This window comes from Rhizobium sp. Leaf453, assembly GCF_001425605.1.
GTDB lineage: Bacteria > Pseudomonadota > Alphaproteobacteria > Rhizobiales > Rhizobiaceae > Pararhizobium.
Map to the genome: position 1 here is coordinate 172499 of NZ_LMRG01000031.1, position 26349 is coordinate 198847.

Here is a 26349-nt window from a genome sequence, read left to right on the forward strand (position 1 = left end):
GATCCCCGCCATTGACGGTGTCCGGCATGCTCTTTCGAAATGTCGCGCGGCGATCGGCATGGACCTGTTCGCCGTTTCGTTCCCGTGGAGCATTTTTTTGCTCCTTATTAAGTCAATTGCTTTGACTTATTTCTTGTTCAATATTCTAATGGTGTCAAGGGGAATTTGCGGGATGAATGAGATGCGGCCGATCAGGGCCAAGACCGGCACCAACCAGGAAGGCACGAGCGCGCATAATCGCCGCGTCATGATCGACGCGCTGCGATTGAACGGGCAACTGTCACGCGCCGATCTGGCGCGGGCGACGCGGCTGACCAAGCAGACGGTCTCGAACATCATCGAGGATCTGGAAGTTGACGGGCTGGTGGTCTCGCTGGCAACCGTCCGCAATGGCCGCGGCCAGCCTTCAACACCCTACCGGCTGGTACCCGACGGTGCCTTTGCCATCGGGCTGCAGATCGACCGCCACGTCACCCGCGCCATTGCCGTCGATCTCGTCGGAACGGTCCTGGTACGCGCGCAGGCGAACCTCCCACCGGGCGGACCGGCGACCGGAGCAAAGGTGATTCTCGATCTCATCGAACAGGTCAGGACGGATCTCGCCCGCATTGCCGATCAGGCCGAGAAGCGACTGGTCGGCCTCGGTGTCGCCATGCCGGGCCCCTTCGGGCTCGCGACAGACAATGACGACCAATGGATGATGGCCGCCTGGCAGAATTTTCCACTGCTGGAAACGCTCGCCGCCGGCACCGGGCTGGAGGTTGGCCTGCAGAACGACGCGGCCGCCTGCGCCACGGCCGAACGCATGGTCGGCGCCGCCCATGGCATCGATCATGCCGTCTGCCTCTATGTCGGCTATGGTATCGGCGCGGGCCTCATTCTCAACGGCGAACTCTATGCCGGCGGCCACGGCAATGCCGGGGAAATCGGCATGGCGCTTTTGCCGCCGACTGTTCGACGCCCGGAACAAGGCTCGCTCGAACACCGCGCCTCGCTCGCTTCGCTCTATCAACACCTCGGCGCCGATCCATCCGATCCGGATTTGCAGGAACGATTGAATAGATTGGTCGACACCGGTGACCCGTCCCTGACCGGTTGGATCGAGACGGCGGCGGAAGAGCTGCGCTGGGGCGTGCAGCTCATCGAGACGATCTTCGATCCGCAGACCGTCATCCTCTGTTCCGGCGCGCCCGAACCACTAACGCGAAAACTGTTCGACGCCATCCTTCCGCTGCTGCCGTCCATTGCCAACCGGCCGGGCCGGACCATTCCGCGCCTGCAACTCGGAATGACCGATCCCTGGTCAGTGGCGCTCGGAGCGGCGGCCGAACCGATCAGCCGGGCCTTCGATCCGCGCTTCTCGGCCATCCTGAAGACCCGCGCCAACGCGCTCTGAACGCTATCAGGCCGCACGGAACGCCAGCACGAAACAACCGAGTGCGCCGATCGATGACAGCGTGCGCACATGGTTCCACCGCACCCAATCGACGAGGTATGTCGACGACCACATCCGCGTGGCTTCTGCGCTCTGCGGATCCAGCGCTTGCAGCGCGTCGTTCATCGGCACATTGAAGACAATCGTCACCAGGATAGTGCCAATGAGGAAGAGAAGCCCGCCGGCGACAAGGTAAAACCGCGCCGGCCCTCCTGTCGTGAAGCCGCCGATCAGGACGAGAACGGACAAAACCGCCGTTCCGAGGAAGGCAAGCAGGAAGATCGGATTGACGATCACGACATTGATCGCCTGCATGGCGGCAATGCCCTGCTCCGCCGGCAGGCGGCCAAGCGCACCCATGATGCAGACGGAGAAGATGAAGAACAGGCCGGCATTCAGACCGGCACCGATGGCGGCAGAAAAGATCAGGAGCGGGAGAAGACCGGCGATCATTTCACGTCCTCCCAGACGCCGGTGGCAGCAGTCCGGCCGGCAAAGTCGGAAAAGTCGCGGGGCTGCCGGCCGAGCGCCTGATCGACACCATCCGTCAGGCTTTCGTTGCGGCCATCGAGAACGGTGGTGAACAGATATTGCACCAGCCAGATGTAATCGGCGGGAATTTGTGCCTGCTCCAGCATGGCGACATAGTCTGACATCGGCACAGTAGTGTAGCGGATATCGCGTCCCGTGTGCCGGCCGATCTCGGCGACGGCCTCGGCAAATGTCATCAGCCGGGGGCCGGTCACTTCATAGGTCTTGCCGGCATGGCCCTGTTCCATCAGGGCTGCCACGGCGATATCGGCAATATCCTCGGCATCGATGAACGGTTCCCGCACGCCGCCCACCGGCAGGACCAGTTCACCCGCGCGAATGCCGTCAGCCATGAAGGTCTCGCTGAAATTCTGGAAGAACCAGCTGGCGCGGATGATCGTGTAACCGATACCGGATGCCCTCACCGCCTCTTCCGCCGCCAAGGCTTCGTCCTCACCGCGTCCCGACAGCAGAACCAGATGGCGAACGCCCTTTTTGACCGCCAATGCTGAAAAAGTGCCAATCGCATCCACCGAGCCCGGCACCGCAAGGTCCGGCTGATAGCTGACATAGACGGCGTCGATGCCGTCCAGCGCCGTTGCCCAACCCGACAGATCGGTCCAGTCGAACGCCGGGACCGTGGATCGTGACGCAAGCCGAACCTGCCTGCCCTTCGCCACCAGCCGCTCGGCAACCCGGCGCCCCGTCTTGCCGCTGCCACCGAGAACGAGAATCGTATCGCTGCTCATCATGCTTCTCCCTATTGTTCAAAATATGAGTAACACTCACATTTGCTAAATGTGATAAACCCTCGTATTTTGATCGTCAAGAAGAATCTCGAAAGGAAAGCGCATGGCCGCCGGAAAACCAGCTCCCTTCCCGACGGTGGACGACGACGCAGCGATGCGGAGGATGCCGACGCAGAAGCGCAGCCGTGACCGCGTAGAACACATTCTCGGCTGTGCGTCCCGGCTGATTGCCGAGCGCGGCAGCGACACAATGCGGATGAGCGAGGTCGCCGAACTCAGCGGCATCTCGATCGGCTCGCTCTACCAGTATTTTCCCGACAAGGCGGCGATCATCCGGACCTTGGCCGAACGCTACAATTCCGTCTCGCGTGCCTGCATCGCCGATGGCCTTTCGCATGTGAGGACCGTCGAGGACCTGCGGCAGGCCTTCTTGGCTTTGATCGAGGAATATTACGCGATCTTCCTGGCCGAACCGGTGATCCGCGACATCTGGTCGGCGATGCAGGCCGACAAGGCGCTGAGGGACATCGAACTGGCGGAAAGCCGGGAAAACGCGGCCCTTCTCGCTGCGGCGTTGAAACGCGCCTTACCAGATCAGGACCTTGAAAAACTTCGGGTGTCCGCTTTGCTGGTGATGTATTTTGGCGAATGTGTCATGCGGCTTGCGATCTCGACTGGCGAGACGGAGGGGCGCGCCCTCGTGGATGCCTACAAGCATATGGCCTATCAAAGTTTCATCCCCGCCTAGCCGAAAACGACTCCTGTTGACTTTCACGAAAACAATCCAATATAACTGAGCATGTACTCACTCATTGGATCTTGATCGTGGCCCGCCCGCTCAGCGAAGACAAACGCAATGCCATTCTGACCGCCGCGACGCAGGCCGTGGCGGAGCTTGGCATGGGCGCGTCAACGGCCAGGATCGCCCGCGATGCCGGTGTGGCAGAGGGGTCGCTCTTCACCTATTTCAACAGCAAGGACGAGTTGTTGAACCAGCTATACCTCAGCCTGAAGGCCGATTTCCGGGCGGTGATGATCGACGGTTATAACGCCAATGCCAGCGTCCGGGATCGCTGCCGCCACATCTGGGATCGCTCTGTGGACTGGGGCCAACAAAGCCCGGTCAAGCGCAAAGCGCTGCGCCAACTCACCGTGTCCGACAAGGTCACCGAACAGACGCGGATCACGGGCGCGGAAGCCTTCCGCGACATGCAATCAATGTGGGAGGAAGGCCTCAAGGCCGGCGTGCTTCGCCAGCTTCCCAACGCCTTCATCGGCAACGTCCTCGAATCCATTGCGGAAACAGTTCTGGAATCGATAGCCCGTGATCCCGGTCATGCCGCGACCTATCGGCAATCCGGGTTCGACGCTTTCTGGGGCGCTATTTCACGCAAGTAACGCCTCACATTTTTCAACTTAAATGAGTGAGTAATCATTCATTATTTTAACCACTAAGGAGACTAACATGTCTAAAGTCTGGCTGATTACCGGAAGCGCCAATGGTCTTGGCCGCACGCTGGCGGAACACGTCCTCGCCAGGGGCGACCGCCTCGTGGCCACCGCCCGCGACCCCGAACGCATGGCGGACCTCAAGCAGCAATATGGCGATCAGGTTCGCCTTGCCGAGCTCGATGTCACCGACGCCGATGCCGCCGACACCGTCGTTCAAGGCGCGCTCGATGCCTTCGGCTCGCTCGATGTCCTCGTCAACAATGCCGGTTATGGAAGCCTCGTCCCGTTCGAGCAGACTGCAGCAGAGGCGTTTCGCGCCCAGATCGACACCAATTTCTATGGTGTCATCAATCTCGTCCGGGCAGTGCTGCCGGTCATGCGCAAGCAGCGCTCCGGCCATATCATCAATGTTTCCTCGGTCGGCGGCCGCACCGGTACGCCGGGCCTCAGCGCCTATCAGTCAGCCAAATGGGCGGTCGGCGGCTTTACCGAGGTTCTCGCCCAGGAAACCGCTCCCTTCGGCGTCAAGGTCGTCGCCGTCGAGCCCGGTGGGATGCGCACCAACTGGGGCCACAATGCCCGCGGCAACCCGCCCGCCCTTCTGCCCGACTATGAACCAAGCGTCGGCGGGCTTCTGAAGATGCTGAGCGGCTATGCCGGCAATGAATTCGGCGATCCCCGCAAGGTTGCCGATGTCATCATCGATCTCGCGGGCCGCGACAAGGTTCCGGTTCACCTCGTGCTCGGCAGCGACGCCCTCCATGTGCTGGGCCTGGCGGACGCGGCGCGAGCGAAGGAAGCCGCCGAATGGGCCGAGGTCAGCGCCTCCACCGATTTCGACGAAAGCGACCTGTCCTTCTTCCTGAACAGGTTGAAGCAGTAATTGCCCGGTGCACGGACCGCGGCCTCTGTATGGGGGCCGTGGCATCACGTCCATACACGAGCCGAAGGCCCTCGTGCAGCAACTGCGACCGGAAAAGTCAGGAGCGCAGCTGGTGATGCCCAGTATTCTTGCCATCAAGGACAAGCAGCAGCACAAAGCCCAACAAACCAGCCAGTGCGCCCAGCAGTGATGTTCCGGAATAATCGCTGAAACGGGTTCCGATCGCGAAAAGCACCGCGCTCAGCCCGCCACTCAGGAACAGGTTGACGGAGATCAGCGAACTGCCCAGTCCAGGGCGATCCGCGATCAGGTCCTGGATATAGGTGATGGGTATGCTGATCAGCGCCGCCGCTGCAAACGCACTGAGCGGCGTCAGCGCATAGACCTGCCAGGATGCCGAGGCGAAGCCCTGCAAGGCCAGGTAGATCACATAGAGAACTGTGCCCAGCGCCAGCGCCCGCACCGGATGCAGCGACAGCTGGATCCGTGCCCAGGTGAAAATGAAGACGACCTCGAGGAAGGCGACGATTCCGACGACCGCACCGATATCCGTCATGCTGCCGCCGGCAGCACCCGTGATGATCAGCGGTTGCACGGCGGCGTTGACATGCAGCGTCGAGGTGATCAGCGAGATTGCCATGAGCCGGACGAACACCTTGGCCGACAGGACTTCGGCCAGGGACGCGAAATAGGAATGACGGCGGGTGATGGCCGGTGGAGGGTTCTTGCTGACCGGCATCTTGAAGAAGATGAGGGCGAGGTTCGCGATACAGCCGAGGCAGGCCAGAAGATAGGCCGGCAGCATGCTGCCGCGTCCCGCAAGCGCCAGCGCAACGAGACCGGGAACCAGCACCCAGGCGACCGAGATCGCCGCGCGCACGCCCGAATTGATCGCCGCCGCATCGCGCCCGCCTTGCGTATTGGCGATGGCGCGCACATTGGCGAACAGCAGCGAGTTCATCGAATTGTAGACCGGCAGCAGCACCAGCCCGCTGAACACGAAGGTTGCCGGCACCGGCACCATATAGACCAGGCCGTAACCGAAGACACCGAACATCATGACGGTCAAAAGCAGGATGCGGTAATTGCCGATCCGGTCGGCCAGCACGCCCATCCACAGGCTGACGCTGACATTGACGGCGGCGGCGGTGAAAATCAGGATCGAATAGAACCCGTCGCTCAGGCCCAGTTCGGTGATACCGATGACAGACTGATAGGGCGATGTCGCGGCCCCGGTGAACCCGGACATGAAAATGGCGATCATGCTCAGCCTGACCACAGGATGGCGAAACGCGGTCAGCAAGGTGGAAGTCATCAGAGGCACCAGCAGGAAAGAACGAAGGCCGCCCGTCGAAACGGGCGGAAGTGCATATGGATCAGAGCCTCAAACCCAGCGGGAGGAGAGGCTGGCTTTCGGCGAAAAATCGAAATCCCGGTCGAACGGAAAGACCGGTCGCGACCGGCGATGGCTGGACAGGTTGGCGATATCCTGGTTCACCACACCATCCGTCAATGCCATCAGATTGGGATTGGCGATCGGCGCCAGTTCCGGCGAGAGATAGCCGGACTTGACGACCAGCAACCGCACCGCCTTCGGGTCCAGACCCAGCCGCCTGAAATCCTCGATATTGTGATAGGGACGACGGCGGGCCGCCAGCACGATCTCGATCCCGCCGACACGCACCACCGCCTGCCGCTCCGCCGGCGTTCCGGCATCCTCAAGGCGCACGACGGTTGCGGTCACGTCGGCCGGCGTGCTTGCCGGATCCAGACTGCCGCCAATCCGAAGGACAAGCTCCGCCCCCTCGCCTGCAGCAAAACAGGCGTCGACCGCCGGACGATCGGTAATGCCGGCAAGAAGCGCGCCCTGCCACTTGCGGGCGATCAGCGCATTCAAGACATCGGCGCGGTCACCGACACCGCCGCCGGTCGGGTTATCGGCGGAATCGGCAAGGATCACCGGCGACGTCGAGGCGGCTTCGGCAATGTCGAGCATGTCCTCCAGAGGCCCCGTCACCGGCCCAAACCCGAACCTTTCACGCGCATCCCAGTAGCGCCGGGCGATCTCTTCCGCGGCTTGCGATGCGGCTTGCCTATCCGTGCCCGTCACCACAGCGCAGGCTGTCGCGCGCGGCTCGTCGGCCCAGACATAGCCGATCATCAGGTTCGCATCGAGAACGCCCGGCTTCTCATCGTAGGATGGCAGCCAGAGATAGATCGACTTGGCCGGCTCATCCTCGGTCGAGGTGCATTCACCCGGCAACAGGACCGGCACCTTCGCCCAGGCGACACCCGGCCGCTGCCCCGTGCGCAGTGCCTCCACCAACATGGACCAGGCTCGGACCATTGTCTCGCGCACATCGATATGCGGTGCGGTGCGGTAGGCGGCGAAGATATCGAGCTGGTCGATGATCCTCTGGCTGACATTGCCGTGCAGGTCATAGCTCGCGGCAACCGGGCAATCCGGACCGACAACAGAGCGCGCCGCCGAAATCCAATCGCCCTCGGCATCGTCCATGCCCTCGACATTGATGGCACCATGCATGGCCAGATAGAGCCCATCGATCGGCAAGGCCGCCTGCAACCTTTCGAGAAACTCCGCCTTGAACGCTTCATAGGCTGGGCGTGACACCGGCCCGCCCGGCACCGCGCGGGCATGCAGCAACGGCAGATGCTCGATCCCTTCCGCATGGAGGAAACTGAAATAGTCGGCGCCGAGCAGGTCGTCGTCCCGCAGCACGCGAAAATCCTCGACGGACATCAGCACCGGCGAATAGGTGCTGCATTCGGTATGGATACCGCCCACGGCGATGCGCATGACTTTTTCCATGTTTCCTGGTCCTAGAGTTTCGGTGACAGGTCGACGATGGCGGAAAAGCGCAACCAGTTCTTGCCCGCTTTCGGCGTCCAAGCCGCTTCGGCGATCGCTGGGAGGCGCGGGAAGACCAGTCGGTTGAAATAGCCGCGCGACAGGTAGTGTTCGCTCCAGATGCAGGCCTGGATGCCTTTCAGCTTGTGCCTGAGATCCATCGGGAAATCACCTTCCGCCTCATAGGCATAGGTATGCGCCGGCGGAACGGTGCCGGCCCAGCTTGCGCCCGGCTCCTGCCATTCCTCGGCCTGAACCATGTCGAGATAATAGGCCTGCCCCGGCGACATCACGACCTCGTAACCTTGGCGCGCGAGGTCGATGCCGACCTCCGGCGTCTGCCAGGCTGTCAGCAGCGTATCGTTCGGATCGACGCCGCCGCCATGGGCAACCTCGTTCCAGCCGGCGAGTTTCTTGCCGCGCTTCGTCAGCATCGCCTTCACCTGCTTCAGGAAATAAGACTGCAGGCCGAACGTGCCGATAATGCCTTCCTTCTCCATCAACTTTTTCGCCAGCGGCGATGCCAGCCAGGAGCCATCGGCGACTTCGTCTCCGCCAATATGGATGTAATCGGACGGAAACAGCGTCACCATCTCATCGATGACCTTTTCCAGGAATTCATAAGTGAAGGGCACGGCCGGATTGAGCGCGTTGTTGGCATAGCCCTGAACGGAGTGATAGCTCTCCGGCGCCTCCTGGCCGTCCGACAAATCCTGCAAGGCAGCCAGCGTCGCCGTGCTGTGGCCGGGGATATCGATTTCCGGAACGATCTCGACATTGAGCGTCGCGGCATGGGCGACCAGTGCTCTAACATCGTTCTGGCTGTAGAAACCGCCGACGGGCTCCGCGCCATTACCGAGCTGTGGCAAAAGCGGCTCATCCGGCCCGCGCAGCACGCCAATGGTCGTCAGTTCCGGATAGGCCTTGATCTCCAGCCGCCAGGCCTCGTCGTCGGTCAAGTGCCAGTGGAAGATGTTGAGCTTGAACCAGGCGAGGATATCGATCAACCGGGCGATATCATCGATCGGATAGAACTGCCGGGACACATCGAGATGGCAGCCACGCCAGCCGTAACGCGGCGCATCCGAAATGCTGCCGCCGACCGGGAACCGAAACGTGTTCGGCTCACGCCGGGCGCCATTCAGCAGTTGTGCCAGGGTCGTCAAGCCATATTGCCGGCCGGCCGGGCCGCCATAACGCAGATCGACCGCGTCAGGCGAAAAAGCCAGCGCGTAACCCTCCGGCGCCAGTTCAGCATCCTGCTTGAGGTTCAACACTCGTCCCTGGCTGTTCGAGGCGAGACTGAACGGCGCATGGTCACCTTCGAACAGCCGGCGAAACAATCCAATTACCGTATCGATAGCCTTTATATCGGCTATAGAGGCGTCCGGCGCCGGGTAGAGGCAGACCGGGAAACCCTCGCCCGGCACCGCATCGATCTGGCGCGGCCAGGGCTGCAGCGCGAAGGGCAGGTCCAGCTTTCCCTCCGGCAAAAGGACCGGCGGCGGGCCGCTCGCGCGGCCTTCGAGCAGCAGATCGGAAACGGCGACCGCGACGTGGCTACCATCGGACAGATTGAGATAGGCGGATTTCGCGCCATCGGTGCAATGAACGGCATTGCGATGCAGACCGCCGACCGTGAAGGTCCAGATCCCGCCCGGCGCCAGCACGAGGCCCGGCGGCGGCGCAAACTCATGATAATTCGCGGCGCGCTTGACGAAGCTCGCATTCCAGCAGGCCTGCTGGTCGATGACGCGGGTCAGCGACGTATAGACGATGGTGAAGTTCTCGATCGGGCTATCCGAGAGATTGAACAGGTTGAAGGTGAAACGGCCATGTCGGCCGCCGTCCGGTTGCCAGGTGCTTTCCAGACGATAGGATGGCGAATGCATGTCTGTTCCCTCAGTAGTCTGCGGATTGGGAGAAGGTGCGGGCAAGCTCCGCCTGCCCCGCGGTCAGGCCGCAATCGACCGGCAGGCAGACGCCGGTGATCGCGCCGGCGAGCGGGCTGGCGAGAAAGCCGACGGCATTGGCCACATCCTCCGGATTGGCGATCCGCTGCAGAGGATACCAGCGGCGGGCATCCTCGAACACGTTTGGATTGGCAGCAGCGCGGTCTTCCCAGGCCTGGGTGCGCACGGTCCCGGGCGATACGGCGTTGGACCGGATGCCATACTTCCCGTATTCGACGGCAATCAGCTTGGTCAGGTGCAGGAGACCCGCCTTGGCGGCGCTATAGGCAGGATGGCCGAAGACATTGGTGCCGTTGACCGAGGCGATATTGACCACCGAACCCTTGCTCGCCTTCAGCGCATCCTCGACGGCGCGGAAGCAGAGGAAGGCCGCCTCCAGATTCAGGATGCTGTCCATGCGCCAGATTTCCTGAGTGGTTTCCTGCAGGCTGACGGCACGCGCCGCCCCGGCATTGTTGACCAGCGTATGCACGGTCCCGAGTTTCGCCGCCCGGCTCGCCATGTCGGCAACCCCGTCAGCATTGGTAATGTCGCAGGCGAAGGCAATGAACTTGCCGGCATTGCCAAGGCTCGACGCCGCGCGTTCGGCGGCAGCGCCGTCCAGGTCCGGCATCAGCACAAAATCATGGTCATCCCCCAGACGACGGGAAATGGCGCGGCCGATCTCGCCTGCGGCCCCCGTGACGATGGCGACGGATGATGTCATGCCGGTTCCTTTCTGGACATGCTGTGCGTCAATCCCCGAGAAGCTGGCGATCGTCGCCGTCGCGGTGGGCGACGAGTTGCTGCTTGATGCGCCTGAGCGTCACCGTCGCCTGCGGCTGGATGTGATAGGCAACGAGGCTGGCGATGATATCGACCAGCGCGATATAGGCGATGCGGGTCGAAGTCGGGCGGTAGATGTTCGTGCCCTCCTGCAGATCGACCGGCACGATGATGTCGGCGGCGCGCGCAACGGGGCTGCCGCTCTGCGTCAGCGCAATCGTCGTCACCTTCTGGTCGCGCGCCAGCGTAAAGGAACGCACCAACTCGGCATTTCGGCCGGAAAATGAGGAGCCGATCACAACGTCGCCCGGCCGCACGGCAGCAGCCATCATCAGCTGCATGCTGTGATCGGAACTGGCGGTGACGCGCAGCCCGAGGCGAAACAGGCGGTTCTGCAGCTCGCTGGCGATCATCGAGGAATTGCCGCCGGAGCCGAAGGCATAGATCATGTCGGCACGCGCCAGCTTTTCCGTCGCCTGTTCGATGGCCGCGAGATCGAGATTCTTGTGCAGGATGAACAGTGCGTTCTGCGCTTTGGAGACAATGTCCTGCGCCACATCCCCCGGCTCCCGGCTTTTCGGCTCGGGCTTCAGGTAGCGCATGCCGACATAGGCTGTGCGCGCCAGTTGCACCTTGAAATCGGAGAAACTGTCACAACCCAGCCGCCGACAGAAGCGCGTCACGGTCGGCGGCGACACATCCGCCTTGCCGGCAAGCTCGATGATCGAGGCATTCACGGCAAATTCGAAATCGGTGAGGAGAATATCGGCGATCCGGGTTTCGGCCTGTGAAAGTTTACCCTTCTCCTCCTGGAGCGTTGTGAAAATATCCATCAGAAAACACCTTCAATGACATCGCGCGGCGGCCTTTCGACGGCCGCCCGAAACCGCTGCAATGCTGCGATCCGGCACACGATTCTCATCTCGATGTCCATCCCCGCTTCCGATGTCGCTTGTTCGTCAGGCCGTCTTTTCCTTGTAGGCGATGCAGTCGATCTCGACCTTGCAATCCACCATCATTGACGCCTGCACGCAGGCGCGCGCCGGCGGATGATCGCCGAAATAGTCCTGATAGATCTTGTTGAATGTCCAGAAATCGCGGGGATCATCGAGCCAGACACCGACGCGGACGATATGTTCAACGCCGTAATCGGCTTCCTTCAGGATGACGAGCAAGTTTTCGATCGTCTTGTGCGTCTGCGGGATGATGCCGCCCTCGATGATTTCGCCATTTTCCATGGCGACCTGCCCGGAAACATGGAGCCAGCCATTGGCTTCCACTGCACGCGCGAATGGCAATGGTTTGCCGCCCGCACCCACTTGTCCGGTCCCATAGCGCTTGATTGACATTGCCTGCCTCGTGCAAATTATTTTCTTAATCCGTTGACAAATGACCATAGAAAGCGGAATTTGACCAGCGAAAAACACGATTTATGAAAAGAATTTCAATATAGGGAGCAAGCGTGCGCGATCCTTTCCGCAATCCGTTTTCCATTTCCGACACCGCGCGTCATTCCATTTGGCAGATGCTGGTCGAGCGCGATATCGACGCTTTCCTGGCTGCCGACTGGTCGAAAGTCGCCGATGATTTCGTCGAGAGCGGCTTTATCGGCATCGATGGAAAGCGCTCGGTGAGCCCCGATAAATGGCGCCTCGCCTTCCCGTCGCTGACTGCCTATCGCGATGAGTGGCTGCGCCAGGCGCAGGATTTTGCCGGACAATCCTTCGCCGAGGACACCCGCAACGCCATCTTCAACACCACAACGCTCGAGGATATCGAGATCGAAGGCGACATGGCGCTGGCCCGCAAGAAATTTGACGGCACCTTGAAGAAGTCGGATGGCACGGTCGATGTGCTGAAATGGCAGACACTCTATTATTGCCGGCTGCATGAAGGACGCTGGAAGATCTCCGGCTTCACGGGCTATCTGCCCAATCCGATGGATGACGCCTGAGCGGGCAAGCACGAGGCAAAGGCATTGCGCATTTTCACCGCCGTCCTGGCGACCGAGACCAACACCTTCTCACCGATCTGCGTCGATCGCCGCGCCTTCGAGGCCTCGCTTTATGCGCCACCCGGCGAACATCCGGAAACCCCGACACTCTGCTCGGCGCCGATCACCGTCGGCCGCCGGCTGGCCCAGGAAAAGGGTTTCGAACTGATCGAGGGCACAGCCGCCTGGGCAGACCCCGCCGGCCTCGTCAATCGCCTGACCTATGAAGGCCTTCGCGACGAAATCCTCGACCAGTTGCGCGCCGCCCTGCCGGTCGATGCCGTCGTGCTCGGCCTGCACGGCGCCATGGTCGCCGATGGCTATGAGGATACGGAAGGCGATTTCCTGACCCGCGTGCGAGAGATCGTCGGCCCGGATATCCTCGTATGCGCCGAGCTCGACCCCCACAGCCACCTCACCGCCAAGCGCCTCGCCGCCGCTAATTTCTTCGTCTACTTCAAGGAGTTTCCGCACACCGATTTCGTCGATCGCGCCGAGGACCTGTGGCGGATCGCACTCGACACGCTGGCGGGCCGCGTGAAACCGGTCATGTCCGTCTTCGACTGCCGGATGATCGATGTCTATCCGACGTCGCGCGACCCGATGCGCTCCTTCGTCGACCGGATCGTCCGGATCGAAGCGGAAGACCCGGACGTGTTGTCGATTTCAGTCGTGCATGGCTTCATGGCCGGCGACGTGCCCGAAATGGGCACCAAGATGGTCGTTCTGACCGATGGCAAATCGGAGAAGGGCGCCGCTCTCGCCCGCGAACTGGGCCTCGATCTCTTTTCCAAGCGCGGCACGTTCATCATGCCGCAGATCGACGAGCGGGAAGCCGTTGCGCGTGCCATGGCCGCGACAAGCGGTCCGGTGGTGATTGCCGATGTCTGGGACAATCCTGGCGGCGGCACCGCCGGCGATGCCACGGTTCTTCTGGCGGAACTCCTGATCTGCGGTGCGACCGACACGGCTGTTGGTACAATCTGGGATCCGATGGCGGTGCAGATCTGCATGGCGGCGGGTGAAGGCGCCGAAATCCAGTTGCGGTTTGGCGCGAAATCCGCGCCCGGTACCGGCACTCCGATCGACGGCATCGTCAAGGTGATCCGGCTGGTGCGCAACGCCGAGATGCGCTTTGGCGAAAGCTATGCACCCTTTGGTGATTCTGCCCATATCCGGCTCGACGGGATCGACATTATTCTCAATTCGACCCGCGCGCAGAGTTTCGACCCCAGTCTGTTCTCGGTCATGGGGATCGATCCGACGCAGAAGAAGATCCTGGTGATCAAATCGACCAACCATTTCTATGCGTCCTTCGCGAAGATCGCCGCCGAAATCCTTTACTGTTCGGCCGGCACGCCCTATCCCAACAACCCGGCCCGCACGGCCTATCGCCGCGCACCGCGCGATATCTGGCCGATGGTGGACAATCCCCATGGGATGGAACAGGGAGCAGCCTGACATGACCCACAGCGAAGACGTCATGATGCCGAAGCCGGGCGATACCCTGTCCGCGGTTTCGACCCCGCGTCCGGTCATCGACGAAGACCGCATGGCCCGCAACATTGCCCGCGTCCAGACCTATATGGACAGCCACGGCCTCTCCTTCCGACCGCATATCAAGACCCACAAGATTCCGGCATTGGCTGAGGCGCAGGTCGCCGCCGGTGCCAAAGGTATCAACTGCCAGAAGATTACCGAGGCCGAGGTCTTCGCCGATGCGGGTTTCGAGGATATTCTCATCACCTTCAACATTCTGGGCAACGACAAGCACGCGCGCCTTTCCGCTCTCAATGATCGCATTTCAAGCCTCAAAGTCGTCGCCGACAGCACGGTGACCGTTGATGGCCTGTCAGCCTGGTTTGCCGACCGCAAACCGCTGACGGTCATGGTCGAATGCGACACGGGCGGCGGCCGCTGTGGGGTTCAGTCTTCGCAGGACGCCGTTGCGCTTGCCCGCCGCATCAACGAGGCTCCCGGCCTCGTGTTCGGCGGCCTGATGACATTCCCGAAGGCCGGCGCCGCCGAGGCCGTCGAAACCTTCTTCGCCGCCGCCGTCTCGCAGCTTTCCGCCGAAGGCATCGCCTGCCCTGTGGTCAGCAATGGCGGCACGCCGAGCCTGTTCGAGGCGCACCTTGTCCCGTCGGCGACGGAGCACCGCGCCGGCACTTATATCTACAATGACCGCTCGTTGATCCGCGCCGAACACTGCACAGAAGACGATTGCGCCATGCAGGTGCTGGTCACCGTGGTCTCACGCCCGAACGAGGACCGCGCTGTCATCGACGCCGGCTCCAAGACGCTGACCTCGGACCTGCTGGGCTTTTCCGATCATGGCCTCGTCGTCGGCTACCCCGACGCTGTCATCACCGGCCTGTCCGAAGAGCATGGCGTGATTGACCTCAGTCGCTGCACGGGTCCGCGTCCGGCCATCGGCGATCGCTTGCTGATCATCCCCAACCACACCTGCGTGATCTCCAATCTGTTCGACGACATGGTCTTTCACCGCGACGGCGTCGTCACCCGGATCGAGAAGGTCGCCGCACGCGGCCTCGTCTGGTGAGCGCGCTTCGAGCGTCGGCACCCCTACCCGCATTCCCTGAACGCAAAACAACCGCGCCTTTCCGGACGCGGTTGTTTTCGTTTTCAGTCAGCTGAATTTCAACCCTTGCCAGCAGTCAGCAGGGCCATATCGACATCCGTCAGCTCGACCCGGCGTTCCAGCGCGTTTCCGGATGCGTCGAACAGATGGCAATCCGCAGCCGCGATCCCAACCGGAACCTTCTCATCGACCCGGATCGCGGCGCTGCCCGGCAGCATGGCGCAGAAGTTCTCACCCTGACAATCCAGAGATGCATAGGCAACCGTCTGGGCGCCCAGACGCTCGATGACCGTCGGGACCACACTCATGGACAGATCGGACGTGCCGATCTGAATATGTTCTGGCCGGATGCCAAGCGTCAGCGGCTGCCCGACGAGATCCGCACGGCCAGTGACGGGAACGACCGTCGTCTGCCCCTTGTATTCGACCTCGACGCCGGCATCGCTGACCGACTTGCAGGTGACCGGCAGCATGTTCATCCGCGGATTGCCGATGAAGCCGGCAACGAACGTGTTGGCGGGCTTGTGGTAAAGCTCGAGCGGCGCTCCGGTCTGGGAAATCTCGCCCGCATTGAGCACCACGATCCGGTCCGCCATCGTCATCGCCTCGACTTGGTCGTGTGTGACGTAGATCATCGTAGCTTTCAATTGCTTGTGGAGTTTCGCCAGTTCGATACGCATGTCGGCACGGAGCGCCGCATCGAGGTTGGAAAGAGGCTCGTCGAACAGGAAGATTTTCGGTTCGCGCACGATGGCGCGGCCAATCGCGACGCGCTGGCGCTGGCCGCCGGAGAGCATGCCCGGCTTCTGCTGCAGGCGCTGTTCGAGATGAAGAATCCGCGCGGCGTTCTCGACCTTGGCCTTCAACTTGTCCTCGGCCATCTTTTCGACGCGCAACGGGAAGGCAATGTTCTCGAATACCGACATGTGCGGATAGAGCGCATAGGACTGGAACACCATGGCAATGCCGCGCTTGACCGGCGGCAGGTCATTGACGCGCTTGGCGTCGATCGTGATGTCACCGGCGCTGGTCTCATCAAGACCGGCGATCATCCTGAGCAATGTCGACTTGCCGCAACCGGACGGCCCGACAAAGACGACGAACTCGCCGTCGCGAACCTCGAGGTCGATGCCTTTCAGCACCTCGAACGTCCCGTAGAATTTCTGAACCCTGTTGAGATTAAGCTGTCCCAAGAATCTGTCTCCGGCCGCTGGCAACAAGCGGCCCGTTCGTAGCAGAGCGGTGGGGACCGCGAACCCGAAGGCTCGCGGTCCGATGGTCATTCTTACTTGTACTGGTCGAGTTCGCCAGCTGCCTTCTTCAGGGCATCGGCCGGCTCGGCCTTGCCGGTGACGACCGACTGGACCAGTTCGATCATGACGTTCTGGAAGCCCTTGTAGTCCGTGAACAGGGGCTCGGGACCACCATAGGCGATGCCGTCGATGAACGGCTTCCAGAAGGGCTCCTTGGCGACGAATTCGTCAACGACCGCACCCGGGCGCAGAGGTGTCAGGCCGGCGCCTCCCTGCAATTCGTATTCGTGCTGGATGTCTGTCGAGGTGATGTACTTGGCGAATTCGATCGCCTTGTCCTCAACGCCGGTGCCCTTGAACACGGCCAGGCTGTCGGTGATCAGCAGCGTGCCTTCACCCTTGGCGGCGGGGCCGAGGGGCAGCGGAGCGACGCCCCAGTTGATCTTGGTGTCCTTCAGGCGATAGGCAGCACCCGAACCGGCCTGGATCATGCCGACCTTGCCATCGAGGAAGATGGCGCGGATTTCGTTCTGCTCGTAGGCGGTCGCGCCATCGACGGAGTAAGGCGTGATGTCCTTGTAGGCCTGCAGCGCTGCCAGCACTTCCGGGCTGTCGATGACGATCTTGTCGCCGTCGATGACCTTACCGTTGTTGGTGTAAACCCAATGCATGAACTGGTGCATGGTGTTGTCGAAGGTCTTGGCCGGCAGGCCGTAACCGGCGGTACCGGTCTTTTCCTTGATCTGCTTGGCGAAGGCGATTTCTTCCGCCCAGGTCTTCGGCGGGGTTTCCGGGTCGAGGCCGGCGGCCTTGAACAGGTCCTTGTTCCAATAAAGGGCCTTGGTCGAGAAGGCGACCGGAACACCCCACTGGTTTTCGTCGAAGGTGACGGTATCGACGATGTTCGGATAATAGCTCTTCTTCTCTTCGTCGGTCATCGGAACCGGGACGATCAGTTCGTTCTGCGCGAATTCCTTCAGCGTGCGCGAACCGACATAGGCCATGCCGAACGGCGTGCCGGCGGCGGCGAGCGTGGTTGCCTTGTCCTGGCACTGCTCCCAGCCAACGACTTCCGTGGCGATCTTCCAGCCAGCGTTCTTGCCTTCCCATTCCTTGATGTATTTCTCGTGGATCGGGTCGATCTTGTCGCCGCAGTAGATCCAGCTGATTTCCTGGTCGGCAGCCTGCGCGGTCATCGCGCCGAGTGCGGTAGAGCCGAGCAAGGCGAGGGCAAACAGCCCGGTCTTGAGATGGTGTGTCACGTTTAAGCTCCCATTTTCTCTGGTGGTTAGTCTTATTGTTTCACCGCGCCGGCGGTCAGCCCGCTGACGAGATAGCGTTGAAGGAGAAAGATCACGATCATGGCCGGCGCGATGCCGACGAAGCTCGCCGCCATGAGCTCGTTCCAGATGACTTCCTGCCGTCCGAAATAGGCAAACAATCCAACCGGCAGCGGCGCGTATTCCGTCTTGGAATTGAAGGTCAGCGCGAAGATGAACTGCTGGGCATAGGAGCCGATGAAGGTGGTGATCGCGACCACCGTGATGCCCGGCATGGCAATGGGCAGGATGACGCGGCGCAAAGTGTAAAAATGGCTCGCGCCATCGACGAAGGCCGCCTCGTCCAGCTCCCGTGGAATGCGCATCATATAGGTGCGCAACAACCAGATCGCCGACGGGATGAGAAAGGCGACGCCCGGCACCATGATGGCGAAATAGGTGTTCAACAGGCCGAGCGTCCGCATCAGGCGAAACAGCGGGATAAGCAGGACGGCGCCAGAGAACATGTTGACTGCAAGGAACGCCGCCAGCAGATGACCCGATCCCTTGAACTGGAACCGCGCGAAGGCATAGGCGGCCGGAACCACAAGCACCAGAACGACGGCGGTGACGATGGTGGAGATGAAGAAGGAGTTGAAGATGTAGCGGGCAAAGCCCGGCACGCTCACCCACATCGTCCGGTAGGCCTCGAACGAGCCGTTGACCGGGATGAATCGATAGGGAGAGGAAAACAGCTGGCTGAGCGGCTTCAGAGACACCAGGAACCCTTCGACGAAGGGCGCCAGGATGAAAGTGAGGAAGACCGCGATGCCCGCATAAATGCCGACGAGTTCGTACCAGCGGTAGCGATTGATCATGGCGGGTTGCGCGCTCATCGGCTTTCTCCCGAGGACAGGCGGCTGGTGACGCGGAAATAGGCCAGGCAGAAGATCGACAGGAAGATACAGATCAGCACGGCGCGCGCAGCCCCTTCCCCGTATTTCTTCGATCCGATCGCCGTGTGATAGGTGTCGATGATCATCGTCGTGGTCTCGCCGCTCGGCCCGCCGCGCGTCAGGATCCAGATGATGTCGAAGGAATTGAACGTCGCGATCAGCGACAGCATCGACATGGTTATCAGCGATGGGACGAGCAGCGGCAGGGTAATGCGGCGGAAGCGGTAGAACCGCCCTGCCCCATCCGTCCATGCGGCCTCATAGAGATCCTGCGGGATCGCCTGCATGGCGGCCAGCATGTAGAGCGTCACCAGCGGCACACCGATCCAGACGTCGGTGATGATCGTTGCCCAGAAGGCGGTCGAACCCTGCGCAAGAAAGGCGACCGGGCTATCGACAAAGCCGAAGCGCTGCAACAGGCCGGAAATCATCCCGAACTGACCGTTGTACATCCAGCCCCACATGAAGATGCCGATGGCCATCGGCACGATCCATGGCGGCATGGTCAGCACGCGAAACAGCGCCCGGCCGGGAACGGCGGCATTGAGCATCGAGGCCCCGAAGACGCCGATAATCATCTTGATGGAGACCGAGAAGAAGGTCCAGATGAAGGTGCGGATAATAACTTCCGCGAACGTGTCGTTGAAGATCTTCTCGTAATTGACCCAGCCGACCCAGTTCGTCGTCTTCTTCAGCGACGCGTCTGTGAAGGACAGGATGAAGGTGTCGACCAGCGGATAGGCCACGATCACCGTGACATAGAGTACGGCCGGCAGCAGAAGCATCCAGGCGAAGATGAGAGTGCTGCGTTGAACGTTCATCTCCAGCCCCTTCTCAAGCCGCGCGGGAATGAAGGGCTTCGTCGAAGCGGTCCCAGACGGGCCGCAGATCGACGACGCTGCGCTTGCGGCGGGCTTCGTCCATCGACAGAGCGAGGATTCCGGCCTCCAGCGCATCGAGTGTCGAAACCGGCAGTGCCCGGCCGTCGCGTACATGGCCGATGATATCCGTCGCCATCTGCTCGTCGGCACCGTAATGCTGCGAGAGCGCGGTCGCCTGATACTTGTTCTCGATGACCTTCTTGCCGGTCAGTTGCTCATGGACGTCGAAGTAACCGCGAATGAAATCGCCCTCGGCCATGCCGCGCGAGCCGATGATGCAGAAGCGGCGGAACTGGTCGGGCACGTTGAGATTGGTGTGGAAGTTCATGCCGACGCCATTGGCATATTCGACGATGGCAACCTGATAGTCGATGATGTCGCCGTCGCTGTCGAAAACCTTGTCGGAGCCCATCCAGCCGCTCGGCTTGCGGTGGAAGAGTTCGAGATCGTTGATGCCCTCGCGGGCCGGATCGTTGGCGGGCGTGAAGCTCTTGCGGCCGCCGAAGCTTGCCACCCGCTCCGGCCGTGCGCCGACGATGCCGTTGTAGAGATCGAGGTCGTGGCAGCATTTTTCCAGCATGAAACTGCCGGAATAACGCTCGTAGCGGCGCCAGTCGCGCATGAAAAATGCCCCGTGATAGGGCTCGATATGCTCGGACGCCTCGATCGAAACGATCTGGCCGAGCTTTCCGGACGCCTGCGCGGCACGCAGGTCGCGGTACATCGGCGCGTAACGCAGAACGAGACCGACCATCAGCCGCTCATGGCCGAATTTTGCCATCAGCCTAGCCAGCTCGATGCTCTCCTCGACCGTCGCGACGATCGGCTTCTCGCTGAATACCTTCAGCCCCGACTCCAGACCGGTGCGGATATGATCGAGATGCATGTGATTGGGCGAGCCGATCATCAGCAGATCGAGCTTCTCGTTGGCAATCAGGTCTTCAGGGGTCTCGTAGGCCGTACCGGGAGAAATGCCCTTTTCCAAAAGACCAGGCAAACCGGCCGGATGGGGATCGACGTAACCGGCGATCTCGAAGCTTTCATCCATGACCTTGAAGACATGACCCAGATAGCCAAGACGGAATCCGAGCCCGATAATGCCCACTTTCATTCTACTGGTATTCCCCGTTTATTGTCGTAATTTATTTTCTCAGACTGAGACAGATTTTCACCGTCGTCAACTGAAATCCGCGAAAATCTTCGATTTATGAAATTCATTTTCATGAACGGGCAATTTCGGGATCAAAGACCACCTGCGGAATTGGTATTTCATGAACCGCTCCGAAACGACAAAACCCCGCCTTTTACGGCAGGGTTTTGCAAGTTTCGGCTGCGGGCACTCGTCCAGCCGATCGATACGGCGACGCAATTTCAGCCGTGATTTGCCATCGCCGCGAAAAAGCTTTCCGGCGTTTCGACCTCGATGAGCTTCTGTTTTTCGATCAGCCAGAAGCGATTGCCGACAGAGCGAATGAAACTGCGGTCATGCGACACCAGAAGGCAACTCGCCTGATGCGCCATCAGCTCTGCCTCCAGCGCCTCCTGCCCGTCGATATCCAGATGGTTGGTCGGCTCGTCGAGCAGGTAGAAGTTGGGATTGGTCAGCCGCAGAACCAGCATGCCCAGCCGCGCCTTCTGTCCGCCGGATAATTGACCGATCGGCCGGCTTTGCATCTCGATCGATATGCCGGCACCCGCCAGCAGCGAACGCGCCCGCTGATCACCGACATCGAAGCCTCGGATGATCGTGTTCATCGGCGTATCCGTCTCCCTGAGATCGGCAAGCGCCTGATCGCCATAGCCCAGCACCAGCGACGGCGTCGCCTTGATGCCATCCTGCTGCGTCTCTGGTTGCCCGATCGCCTTGCGCAGCATGGCGACAAGCCGGGTCTTGCCGGCACCATTGTCACCGAGCAGAACGATCCGGTCACCCTGGCAGATGAACTGCTTGCCGGTCCTGAACAGAAGCGCGCCATCCGGCGTCTCGACACTCGCATCGTCCAGCGTTACCAGCACCTTTGCATGCGTGCCGCGATTGGCGAGCCGGATGGCGCCAGCGGAGCGCTCGAGATGCGCGGGCTTGGCCGCGTCCTCCAGCTTGTCCGCCCTTTGCTTCAGCTGTTTGGTCTTCACGACCAGCAGGTCGCTGCCGGAATTGATGCCGATATTGTTGAGCTTGGCCGCCTGCCGCCGCAACTCGTCAGCAACCTTCATGTCGCGCTGATAGCGGCGCTCGTCGGACGCATCCACCTCGTCCAGCGCCAGCCGCGCCCGGCTATAAGGCATCGAAAAGACCTGCGATTGCTCGGGCCGCAGGAACAATGTCCGGTTGGTCACGGTATCGAGAAAGGCACGGTCATGGCTGGAGAGGATGACGGGAACATCGCGCGGCAGAGCATTCAGCCAGCCTTCCAGCATGGCAATCTTGCCGAGATCGAGATGATTGGTCGGCTCGTCGAGCATCAGCACGTCGGGCTCCGTCACCCAGACGCGAGCCAGCAAAGCGATCCGCTGCCAGCCGCCGCTCAGCTGTTTCATCAGCCGTTCCCGGAGCACATCAGGGACTTCGAGCGATTCCAGCACGACATCGGCGCGCCAGCTTTCGTTTTCCCGCTGGTCGGCCGGCAGTGCGTCCAGAACGGCATCGCGAAACGTCATGTCCAGCAATCGGGGCGCCACATCCTGCTCGACATACCCGATGGTCAGGCCGCGTGCCTTGGTGATGTCGCCCTCGCCGGGCTCGAGCGTGCCCGCAAGGCAACGAAATAGGGTGGATTTGCCCCTGCCATTGGCCGCGACAAGGCCGATGCGATCGCCGGTATTGATGACGAGATTGAGCTTGGAGAACAGAGGTGCGCTCAGCGTGATGCCAAGATTGCGGATATTGATAAGGGTCATGATCGGTCTCTGATCTTGCCGCGCACGCGTCCATCGAGGGAACTCAGCCATCATCGATGCGATGCGTATACTGCGGCGAAAATAAAAGCAGCCACCCAAACCATCAGGCCTGGCGCTGCGGTGCCACGAAGGGCAGACCGGAAAGCGTCTTTAAAGAAACAGTTTCAGGTCAGCCCTGCAAACGCATTTGCAGGGCATTGACGGGGCCACGCTGGCGATGGTGCCGGAAATATGTCGTCATAGCGCAGCCCTCCTTTCTTGATCAGATGGAAAAGCGCATAGCATTGCGCGGCCGAAAAGACAATCATTACCGAAAATGCCGCCTGGGATATGCTGCACCGACCTTCTTCTAGGCGCGTGTTCGATCGCGGACAGAGATGGAAATTACATGTGGACGGAAACAGTTCGATATCTATCTGATGATGAAAAACGCTGGCTGCGTAAACTTGGTAACTGGTCGGAAGATTATCTGAGCGAGATTCAAATTAGACAATTTCGGATCGATAACGCGTATACGATCAAGAATGCGCTGATCGAAAATGCTCCCATGAAACTGGTCACCTCCGAACTATCCCACGATGAGGATGGAGCACTATTGGATGTGATCCTTTACAAGACGGATGCGGGAGGTTTCGGGGAGTTGGAGTTCAATCGCCTGGACACCAAGCAATTGATCCGCCTTCCAACTGCGAAAGGCTGATGCACGAATTTCGAGCTAAGTTCATATTGTCGAATGAACATTCGAGAAAACGAATGCCGTATCGATGAATGCCGGGGGATTTCCCCCCCGGATGAGAATGCCTTTCGCGGAGAGGCTTACCCCCGCAGGCCGGGCGCCTCGTGGCCGGTGCGGGCTACATATTCCGTGTAGCCGCCGCCATATTCGTGGATGCCGTCCGGGGTCAATTCCAGCACCCGGTTTGACAGGGCGCCGAGGAAATGCCGGTCGTGGGATACGAACAGCATCGTGCCTTCATATTCCGACAGGGCCTTGATCAGCATTTCCTTGGTGTCGAGGTCCAGGTGGTTGGTCGGCTCGTCGAGAACCAGCAGGTTCGGCGGATCGAACAGCATCTTCGCCATGACCAGCCGTGCCTTCTCGCCACCGGAAAGCACGCGGCACTTCTTCTCCACGTCATCACCGGAGAAGCCGAAACAACCGGCGAGTGCACGCAATGGCGCCTGTCCGGCGCGCGGGAAGGACTCTTCCAGCCATTCGAGAATGGTCAGGTCACCATCGAGGACATCCATGGCGTGCTGGGCGAAATAGCCCATCTTGACGCTGGCGCCCAGCGCAACGCTGCCCTGATCCGGATCGGTCGAGCCGGTCACAAGTTTCAGGAGCGTCGATTTGCCGGCGCCGTTGATGCCCATGATACACCAGCGCTCCTTGCGCCGCACCATGAAGTCGAGGCCTTCGTAGATCGTCCGGCTGCCATAGCTCTTGTAGACATTCTTCAGGTTGATCACGTCTTCACCGGAGCGCGGTGCCGGCAGGAAGTCGAAGGCGACGACCTGGCGGCGCTTGGGCGGTTCGACCCGCTCGATCTTGTCGAGCTTCTTCACCCGGCTCTGCACCTGCGCAGCATGGGACGCACGGGCCTTGAAACGTTCGATGAACTTGATTTCCTTGGCCAGCATCGCTTGCTGGCGCTCGAACTGGGCAAGCTGGTGCTTCTCGTTCAGCGCCCGCTGCTGTTCATAGAAGGCATAGTCGCCGGAATAGCTGTTGAGACCGCCGGCGTCGATTTCAATGATCTTGTTGACGAGGCGGTTCATGAACTCGCGGTCGTGCGAGGTCATCAGCAGCGCGCCGTCGTAGTTCTTGAGAAAATCCTCAAGCCAGATCAGGCTTTCCAGATCCAGATGGTTGCTCGGTTCGTCGAGTAGCATCACGTCCGGGCGCATGAGCAGGATGCGGGCAAGCGCCACGCGCATCTTCCAGCCGCCCGATAGCGCGCCGACATCGCCGTCCATCATTTCTTCGCTGAAGCTCAGGCCCGCCAGAACCTCGCGCGCGCGGCCTTCCAAAGCATAGCCGTCCAGTTCCTCGTAGCGCGCCTGCACTTCGCCGTAACGCTCGATGATCGCATCCATCTCGTCCAGCCGGTCGGGATCGACCATGGCGGTTTCGAGTTCGTGCAGTTCGGCAGCAACCACGCTGACCGGGCCGGCACCGTCCATCACCTCGGCAACGGCGCTGCGCCCCGCCATTTCGCCGACATCCTGGTTGAAATAGCCGACGGTCACGCCCTTTTCGACCGCGACCTGACCTTCGTCGGGCTGTTCCTCACCGGTGACCATCCGGAAGATCGTCGTCTTTCCGGCGCCGTTCGGGCCGACGAGGCCGATCTTCTCGCCCTTGTTGAGCGCGGCGGAAGCCTCGATGAACAGGATGCGGTGGCTCAGCTGCTTGCTGATGTTTTCAATGCGGATCATGTGCGTAGGGTGTCCAGAAACGTTTCGGCGCCCTTATGCCACGTGTCTCGCCGAATGTCGCAGGCTTTTTCGCACTGCAATATCGGACTTTCGACGGGCTTTTTCGCGGCTGCATCTTCACGGTGCCGCGCACGGGGGCTACAGAGGGGCACCTGCCGCATGCAATGGAGCCTGCCATGACCGATACCGTTCTCGATCGCTTCCTTCGCTACGTCGTCATCGACACGCAATCCGATCCGACATCTTCGGCGCAACCCTCCACCGAAAAGCAGAAGAACCTCGGCCGTCTGCTGGTCGCGGAATTGCTGGCCATGGGACTGACGGACGCCCATATGGACGAGCATGGTTATGTCTACGCGACGGTTCCCGCCAATACCGACAAGGATGTGCCGGTCATCTGCTTCTGCTCGCATATGGATACGGCACCGGATTTCACCGGCACCAATGTGAAGCCGAACATCATCCGCAACTATGCCGGCGGCGACATCCAGCTTACGGGCGATCCGCAGCAGGTGATCCGCGTCAGCGAACATCCGGCACTGCGCGACCAGATCGGCAACGACATCATCACCACGGATGGCACGACGCTGCTCGGCGCCGACGATAAGGCCGGGCTTGCCGAAATCATCACCGCCGCGCAATTCCTCATCGACAATCCCGACATCAAGCACGGCACGATCAAGCTGCTCTTGACGGTGGACGAGGAGATCGGCCGCGGCGTCGACAAGGTGGACCTGAAAAAGCTTGGCGCGCGCTTTGCCTATACGATGGACGGTGAGACTGCCGGCCATATCGAGGATGAGACCTTTTCAGCCGACGGCGTCGAGATCACCATCCAGGGCGTCGCCATTCATCCAGGCTTTGCCAAGGGCAGGATGGAAAATGCCATCAAGATCGCCGGCGCGATCATCGACCGCCTGCCGAAACACCTCTCGCCGGAACGCACCGACGGCAAGGACGGCTTCATCCATCCGACCGGCGTAACCGGCTCGATGGAAAAAGCAACGATCGGCCTGATCGTCCGCGACTTCAACGACGCCGGTCTTGCTGAGAAAGAAGCCCTAATCCACGAGATCGTCGCCGATGTCATGCCGGATTATCCGGGCTCCACCTGCAATGTCGAGGTCAAGCAACAATACCGGAACATGAAGGTGGTTCTCGACCGGCATCCGGAAATCATGGAAAACGCGCTGGAAGCCGTCCGCCGCGCCGGCATGGAGCCGGTGCGCGGCAGTATTCGTGGCGGCACGGACGGCTCGCGCCTCTCCTTCATGGGCCTGCCCTGCCCCAACATCTTCGCCGGCGGCCACGCCTTCCACTCGCCGCTCGAATGGGTGAGCCGTCAGGACATGGAAAAGGCGGTCAAGACGATCGTCGAACTGGCGAAAATCTGGGAAAAGCGCGCCTGACG

General features: G+C 60.9%; 24 protein-coding genes. 9 read left to right on the plus strand and 15 right to left on the minus strand.

What is annotated here, in order from left to right; translation table 11 throughout:
• The first annotated feature begins 172 nt into the window (after positions 1-172).
• Entirely contained in the window at positions 173-1396 is a 1224-nt protein-coding gene (locus ASG68_RS29850; protein WP_062584824.1) for an ROK family transcriptional regulator, read from the plus strand.
• A gap of 6 nt (positions 1397-1402) precedes the next feature.
• Here ASG68_RS29850 and ASG68_RS29855 read toward each other — a convergent pair whose 3' ends face one another.
• Positions 1403-1885, minus strand: a complete 483-nt coding sequence (locus ASG68_RS29855; RefSeq protein ID WP_156373628.1) for a DUF1772 domain-containing protein — start codon at positions 1883-1885, stop codon at positions 1403-1405.
• Entirely contained in the window at positions 1885-2718 is an 834-nt protein-coding gene (locus tag ASG68_RS29860; RefSeq protein WP_413814057.1) for an NAD(P)H-binding protein, read from the minus strand. The genes ASG68_RS29855 and ASG68_RS29860 overlap by 1 nt, the downstream gene beginning before the upstream one ends.
• Before the next feature lie 100 nt (positions 2719-2818).
• Here ASG68_RS29860 and ASG68_RS29865 point away from each other — a divergent pair, with 100 nt between their 5' ends.
• The 3 genes from ASG68_RS29865 to ASG68_RS29875 all read left to right on the plus strand — a co-directional run bounded on the left by ASG68_RS29865 (position 2819) and on the right by ASG68_RS29875 (position 5050).
• Complete coding sequence (locus ASG68_RS29865) at positions 2819-3463, plus strand: TetR/AcrR family transcriptional regulator (protein WP_062584830.1); 645 nt, start codon at positions 2819-2821, stop codon at positions 3461-3463.
• A 77-nt stretch (positions 3464-3540) separates the two neighbouring features.
• Positions 3541-4113, plus strand: coding sequence for a TetR/AcrR family transcriptional regulator (locus ASG68_RS29870; RefSeq protein WP_062584952.1), 573 nt, complete (start codon positions 3541-3543; stop codon positions 4111-4113).
• Between the two features lie 67 nt (positions 4114-4180).
• Positions 4181-5050, plus strand: coding sequence for an SDR family NAD(P)-dependent oxidoreductase (locus ASG68_RS29875; protein ID WP_062584831.1), 870 nt, complete (start codon positions 4181-4183; stop codon positions 5048-5050).
• Positions 5051-5147: 97 nt separating this feature from the next.
• On the opposite strand, the gene ASG68_RS29880 is transcribed toward ASG68_RS29875, so the two are convergent.
• From ASG68_RS29880 to ASG68_RS29905, 6 genes are all read right to left on the minus strand, one after another.
• Positions 5148-6365 carry a hypothetical protein gene (locus tag ASG68_RS29880; RefSeq protein ID WP_062584833.1) on the minus strand — a complete coding sequence of 406 codons (1218 nt, stop codon included), beginning with the start codon at positions 6363-6365 and terminating at the stop codon, positions 5148-5150.
• Positions 6366-6434: 69 nt separating this feature from the next.
• On the minus strand, positions 6435-7868 hold the full coding sequence (locus ASG68_RS29885) for a M81 family metallopeptidase (protein WP_062584835.1): 1434 nt from the start codon (positions 7866-7868) through the stop codon (positions 6435-6437).
• Positions 7869-7891: 23 nt separating this feature from the next.
• Positions 7892-9811 (minus strand): beta-N-acetylhexosaminidase, encoded by a 1920-nt coding sequence (locus ASG68_RS29890; protein WP_062584837.1) that lies wholly within the window; start codon positions 9809-9811, stop codon positions 7892-7894.
• A gap of 10 nt (positions 9812-9821) precedes the next feature.
• Positions 9822-10598, minus strand: a complete 777-nt coding sequence (locus ASG68_RS29895; protein ID WP_062584839.1) for an SDR family oxidoreductase — start codon at positions 10596-10598, stop codon at positions 9822-9824.
• A 28-nt stretch (positions 10599-10626) separates the two neighbouring features.
• Positions 10627-11490 (minus strand): MurR/RpiR family transcriptional regulator, encoded by an 864-nt coding sequence (locus ASG68_RS29900; RefSeq protein ID WP_062584840.1) that lies wholly within the window; start codon positions 11488-11490, stop codon positions 10627-10629.
• Between the two features lie 126 nt (positions 11491-11616).
• On the minus strand, positions 11617-12006 hold the full coding sequence (locus tag ASG68_RS29905; protein ID WP_062584842.1) for a RidA family protein: 390 nt from the start codon (positions 12004-12006) through the stop codon (positions 11617-11619).
• Between the two features lie 113 nt (positions 12007-12119).
• Here ASG68_RS29905 and ASG68_RS29910 point away from each other — a divergent pair, with 113 nt between their 5' ends.
• Genes ASG68_RS29910 through ASG68_RS29920 form a run of 3 tightly spaced genes read left to right on the plus strand, consistent with a single transcriptional unit; the run spans position 12120 to position 15213 of the window.
• Positions 12120-12611: a hypothetical protein gene (locus ASG68_RS29910; RefSeq protein WP_062584844.1), complete on the plus strand. Its 492-nt coding sequence runs from the start codon at positions 12120-12122 to the stop codon at positions 12609-12611.
• Between the two features lie 24 nt (positions 12612-12635).
• Positions 12636-14111, plus strand: a complete 1476-nt coding sequence (locus ASG68_RS29915) for a M81 family metallopeptidase (RefSeq protein ID WP_062584846.1) — start codon at positions 12636-12638, stop codon at positions 14109-14111.
• Between the two features lies 1 nt (position 14112).
• Positions 14113-15213 carry a D-TA family PLP-dependent enzyme gene (locus ASG68_RS29920; RefSeq protein WP_062584848.1) on the plus strand — a complete coding sequence of 367 codons (1101 nt, stop codon included), beginning with the start codon at positions 14113-14115 and terminating at the stop codon, positions 15211-15213.
• Between the two features lie 98 nt (positions 15214-15311).
• Here ASG68_RS29920 and ASG68_RS29925 read toward each other — a convergent pair whose 3' ends face one another.
• From ASG68_RS29925 to ASG68_RS29950, 6 genes are all read right to left on the minus strand, one after another.
• Positions 15312-16445 carry an ABC transporter ATP-binding protein gene (locus ASG68_RS29925; protein WP_062584850.1) on the minus strand — a complete coding sequence of 378 codons (1134 nt, stop codon included), beginning with the start codon at positions 16443-16445 and terminating at the stop codon, positions 15312-15314.
• Positions 16446-16537: 92 nt separating this feature from the next.
• Positions 16538-17701, minus strand: a complete 1164-nt coding sequence (locus ASG68_RS29930) for an extracellular solute-binding protein (RefSeq protein ID WP_244484365.1) — start codon at positions 17699-17701, stop codon at positions 16538-16540.
• Positions 17702-17799: 98 nt separating this feature from the next.
• Positions 17800-18660 carry a carbohydrate ABC transporter permease gene (locus ASG68_RS29935; RefSeq protein ID WP_062584853.1) on the minus strand — a complete coding sequence of 287 codons (861 nt, stop codon included), beginning with the start codon at positions 18658-18660 and terminating at the stop codon, positions 17800-17802.
• A complete protein-coding gene (locus ASG68_RS29940; RefSeq protein ID WP_062584855.1) occupies positions 18657-19541 on the minus strand; it encodes a carbohydrate ABC transporter permease in 885 nt (294 codons plus the stop codon). The genes ASG68_RS29935 and ASG68_RS29940 overlap by 4 nt, the downstream gene beginning before the upstream one ends.
• Before the next feature lie 13 nt (positions 19542-19554).
• Entirely contained in the window at positions 19555-20712 is a 1158-nt protein-coding gene (locus ASG68_RS29945; RefSeq protein ID WP_062584857.1) for a Gfo/Idh/MocA family protein, read from the minus strand.
• Positions 20713-20972: 260 nt separating this feature from the next.
• The gene (locus tag ASG68_RS29950) at positions 20973-22499 is read right to left on the minus strand and encodes an ABC-F family ATP-binding cassette domain-containing protein (RefSeq protein ID WP_062584858.1); all 1527 of its coding nucleotides are present in this window, start codon (positions 22497-22499) and stop codon (positions 20973-20975) included.
• Positions 22500-22887: 388 nt separating this feature from the next.
• Here ASG68_RS29950 and ASG68_RS29955 point away from each other — a divergent pair, with 388 nt between their 5' ends.
• Complete coding sequence (locus ASG68_RS29955) at positions 22888-23199, plus strand: hypothetical protein (protein ID WP_062584860.1); 312 nt, start codon at positions 22888-22890, stop codon at positions 23197-23199.
• A 116-nt stretch (positions 23200-23315) separates the two neighbouring features.
• On the opposite strand, the gene ASG68_RS29960 is transcribed toward ASG68_RS29955, so the two are convergent.
• Complete coding sequence (locus ASG68_RS29960) at positions 23316-24938, minus strand: ABC-F family ATP-binding cassette domain-containing protein (RefSeq protein WP_062584862.1); 1623 nt, start codon at positions 24936-24938, stop codon at positions 23316-23318.
• 176 nt (positions 24939-25114) lie between these two features.
• On the opposite strand from ASG68_RS29960, the gene pepT reads away from it, so the two are divergent.
• Positions 25115-26347, plus strand: coding sequence for a peptidase T (gene pepT, locus ASG68_RS29965; protein ID WP_062584954.1), 1233 nt, complete (start codon positions 25115-25117; stop codon positions 26345-26347).
• Positions 26348-26349 lie beyond the last annotated feature (2 nt).

Excerpts from the sequence above, each read along its gene's own strand:
- ASG68_RS29850 (WP_062584824.1), top strand. The coding sequence starts at position 173 with ATGAATGAGATGCGGCCGATCAGGGCCAAGACCGGCACCAACCAGGAA.
- ASG68_RS29860 (WP_413814057.1), bottom strand. The coding sequence starts at position 2,718 with ATGATGAGCAGCGATACGATTCTCGTTCTCGGTGGCAGCGGCAAGACG.
- ASG68_RS29865 (WP_062584830.1), top strand. The coding sequence starts at position 2,819 with ATGGCCGCCGGAAAACCAGCTCCCTTCCCGACGGTGGACGACGACGCA.
- ASG68_RS29875 (WP_062584831.1), top strand. The coding sequence starts at position 4,181 with ATGTCTAAAGTCTGGCTGATTACCGGAAGCGCCAATGGTCTTGGCCGC.
- ASG68_RS29880 (WP_062584833.1), bottom strand. The coding sequence starts at position 6,365 with ATGACTTCCACCTTGCTGACCGCGTTTCGCCATCCTGTGGTCAGGCTG.
- ASG68_RS29885 (WP_062584835.1), bottom strand. The coding sequence starts at position 7,868 with ATGCGCATCGCCGTGGGCGGTATCCATACCGAATGCAGCACCTATTCG.
- ASG68_RS29890 (WP_062584837.1), bottom strand. The coding sequence starts at position 9,811 with ATGCATTCGCCATCCTATCGTCTGGAAAGCACCTGGCAACCGGACGGC.
- ASG68_RS29895 (WP_062584839.1), bottom strand. The coding sequence starts at position 10,598 with ATGACATCATCCGTCGCCATCGTCACGGGGGCCGCAGGCGAGATCGGC.
- ASG68_RS29900 (WP_062584840.1), bottom strand. The coding sequence starts at position 11,490 with ATGGATATTTTCACAACGCTCCAGGAGGAGAAGGGTAAACTTTCACAG.
- ASG68_RS29905 (WP_062584842.1), bottom strand. The coding sequence starts at position 12,006 with ATGTCAATCAAGCGCTATGGGACCGGACAAGTGGGTGCGGGCGGCAAA.
- ASG68_RS29920 (WP_062584848.1), top strand. The coding sequence starts at position 14,113 with ATGACCCACAGCGAAGACGTCATGATGCCGAAGCCGGGCGATACCCTG.
- ASG68_RS29930 (WP_244484365.1), bottom strand. The coding sequence starts at position 17,701 with ATGACCGCGCAGGCTGCCGACCAGGAAATCAGCTGGATCTACTGCGGC.
- ASG68_RS29935 (WP_062584853.1), bottom strand. The coding sequence starts at position 18,660 with ATGAGCGCGCAACCCGCCATGATCAATCGCTACCGCTGGTACGAACTC.
- ASG68_RS29940 (WP_062584855.1), bottom strand. The coding sequence starts at position 19,541 with ATGAACGTTCAACGCAGCACTCTCATCTTCGCCTGGATGCTTCTGCTG.
- ASG68_RS29945 (WP_062584857.1), bottom strand. The coding sequence starts at position 20,712 with ATGAAAGTGGGCATTATCGGGCTCGGATTCCGTCTTGGCTATCTGGGT.
- ASG68_RS29950 (WP_062584858.1), bottom strand. The coding sequence starts at position 22,499 with ATGACCCTTATCAATATCCGCAATCTTGGCATCACGCTGAGCGCACCT.
- ASG68_RS29955 (WP_062584860.1), top strand. The coding sequence starts at position 22,888 with ATGTGGACGGAAACAGTTCGATATCTATCTGATGATGAAAAACGCTGG.
- ASG68_RS29960 (WP_062584862.1), bottom strand. The coding sequence starts at position 24,938 with ATGATCCGCATTGAAAACATCAGCAAGCAGCTGAGCCACCGCATCCTG.
- pepT (WP_062584954.1), top strand. The coding sequence starts at position 25,115 with ATGACCGATACCGTTCTCGATCGCTTCCTTCGCTACGTCGTCATCGAC.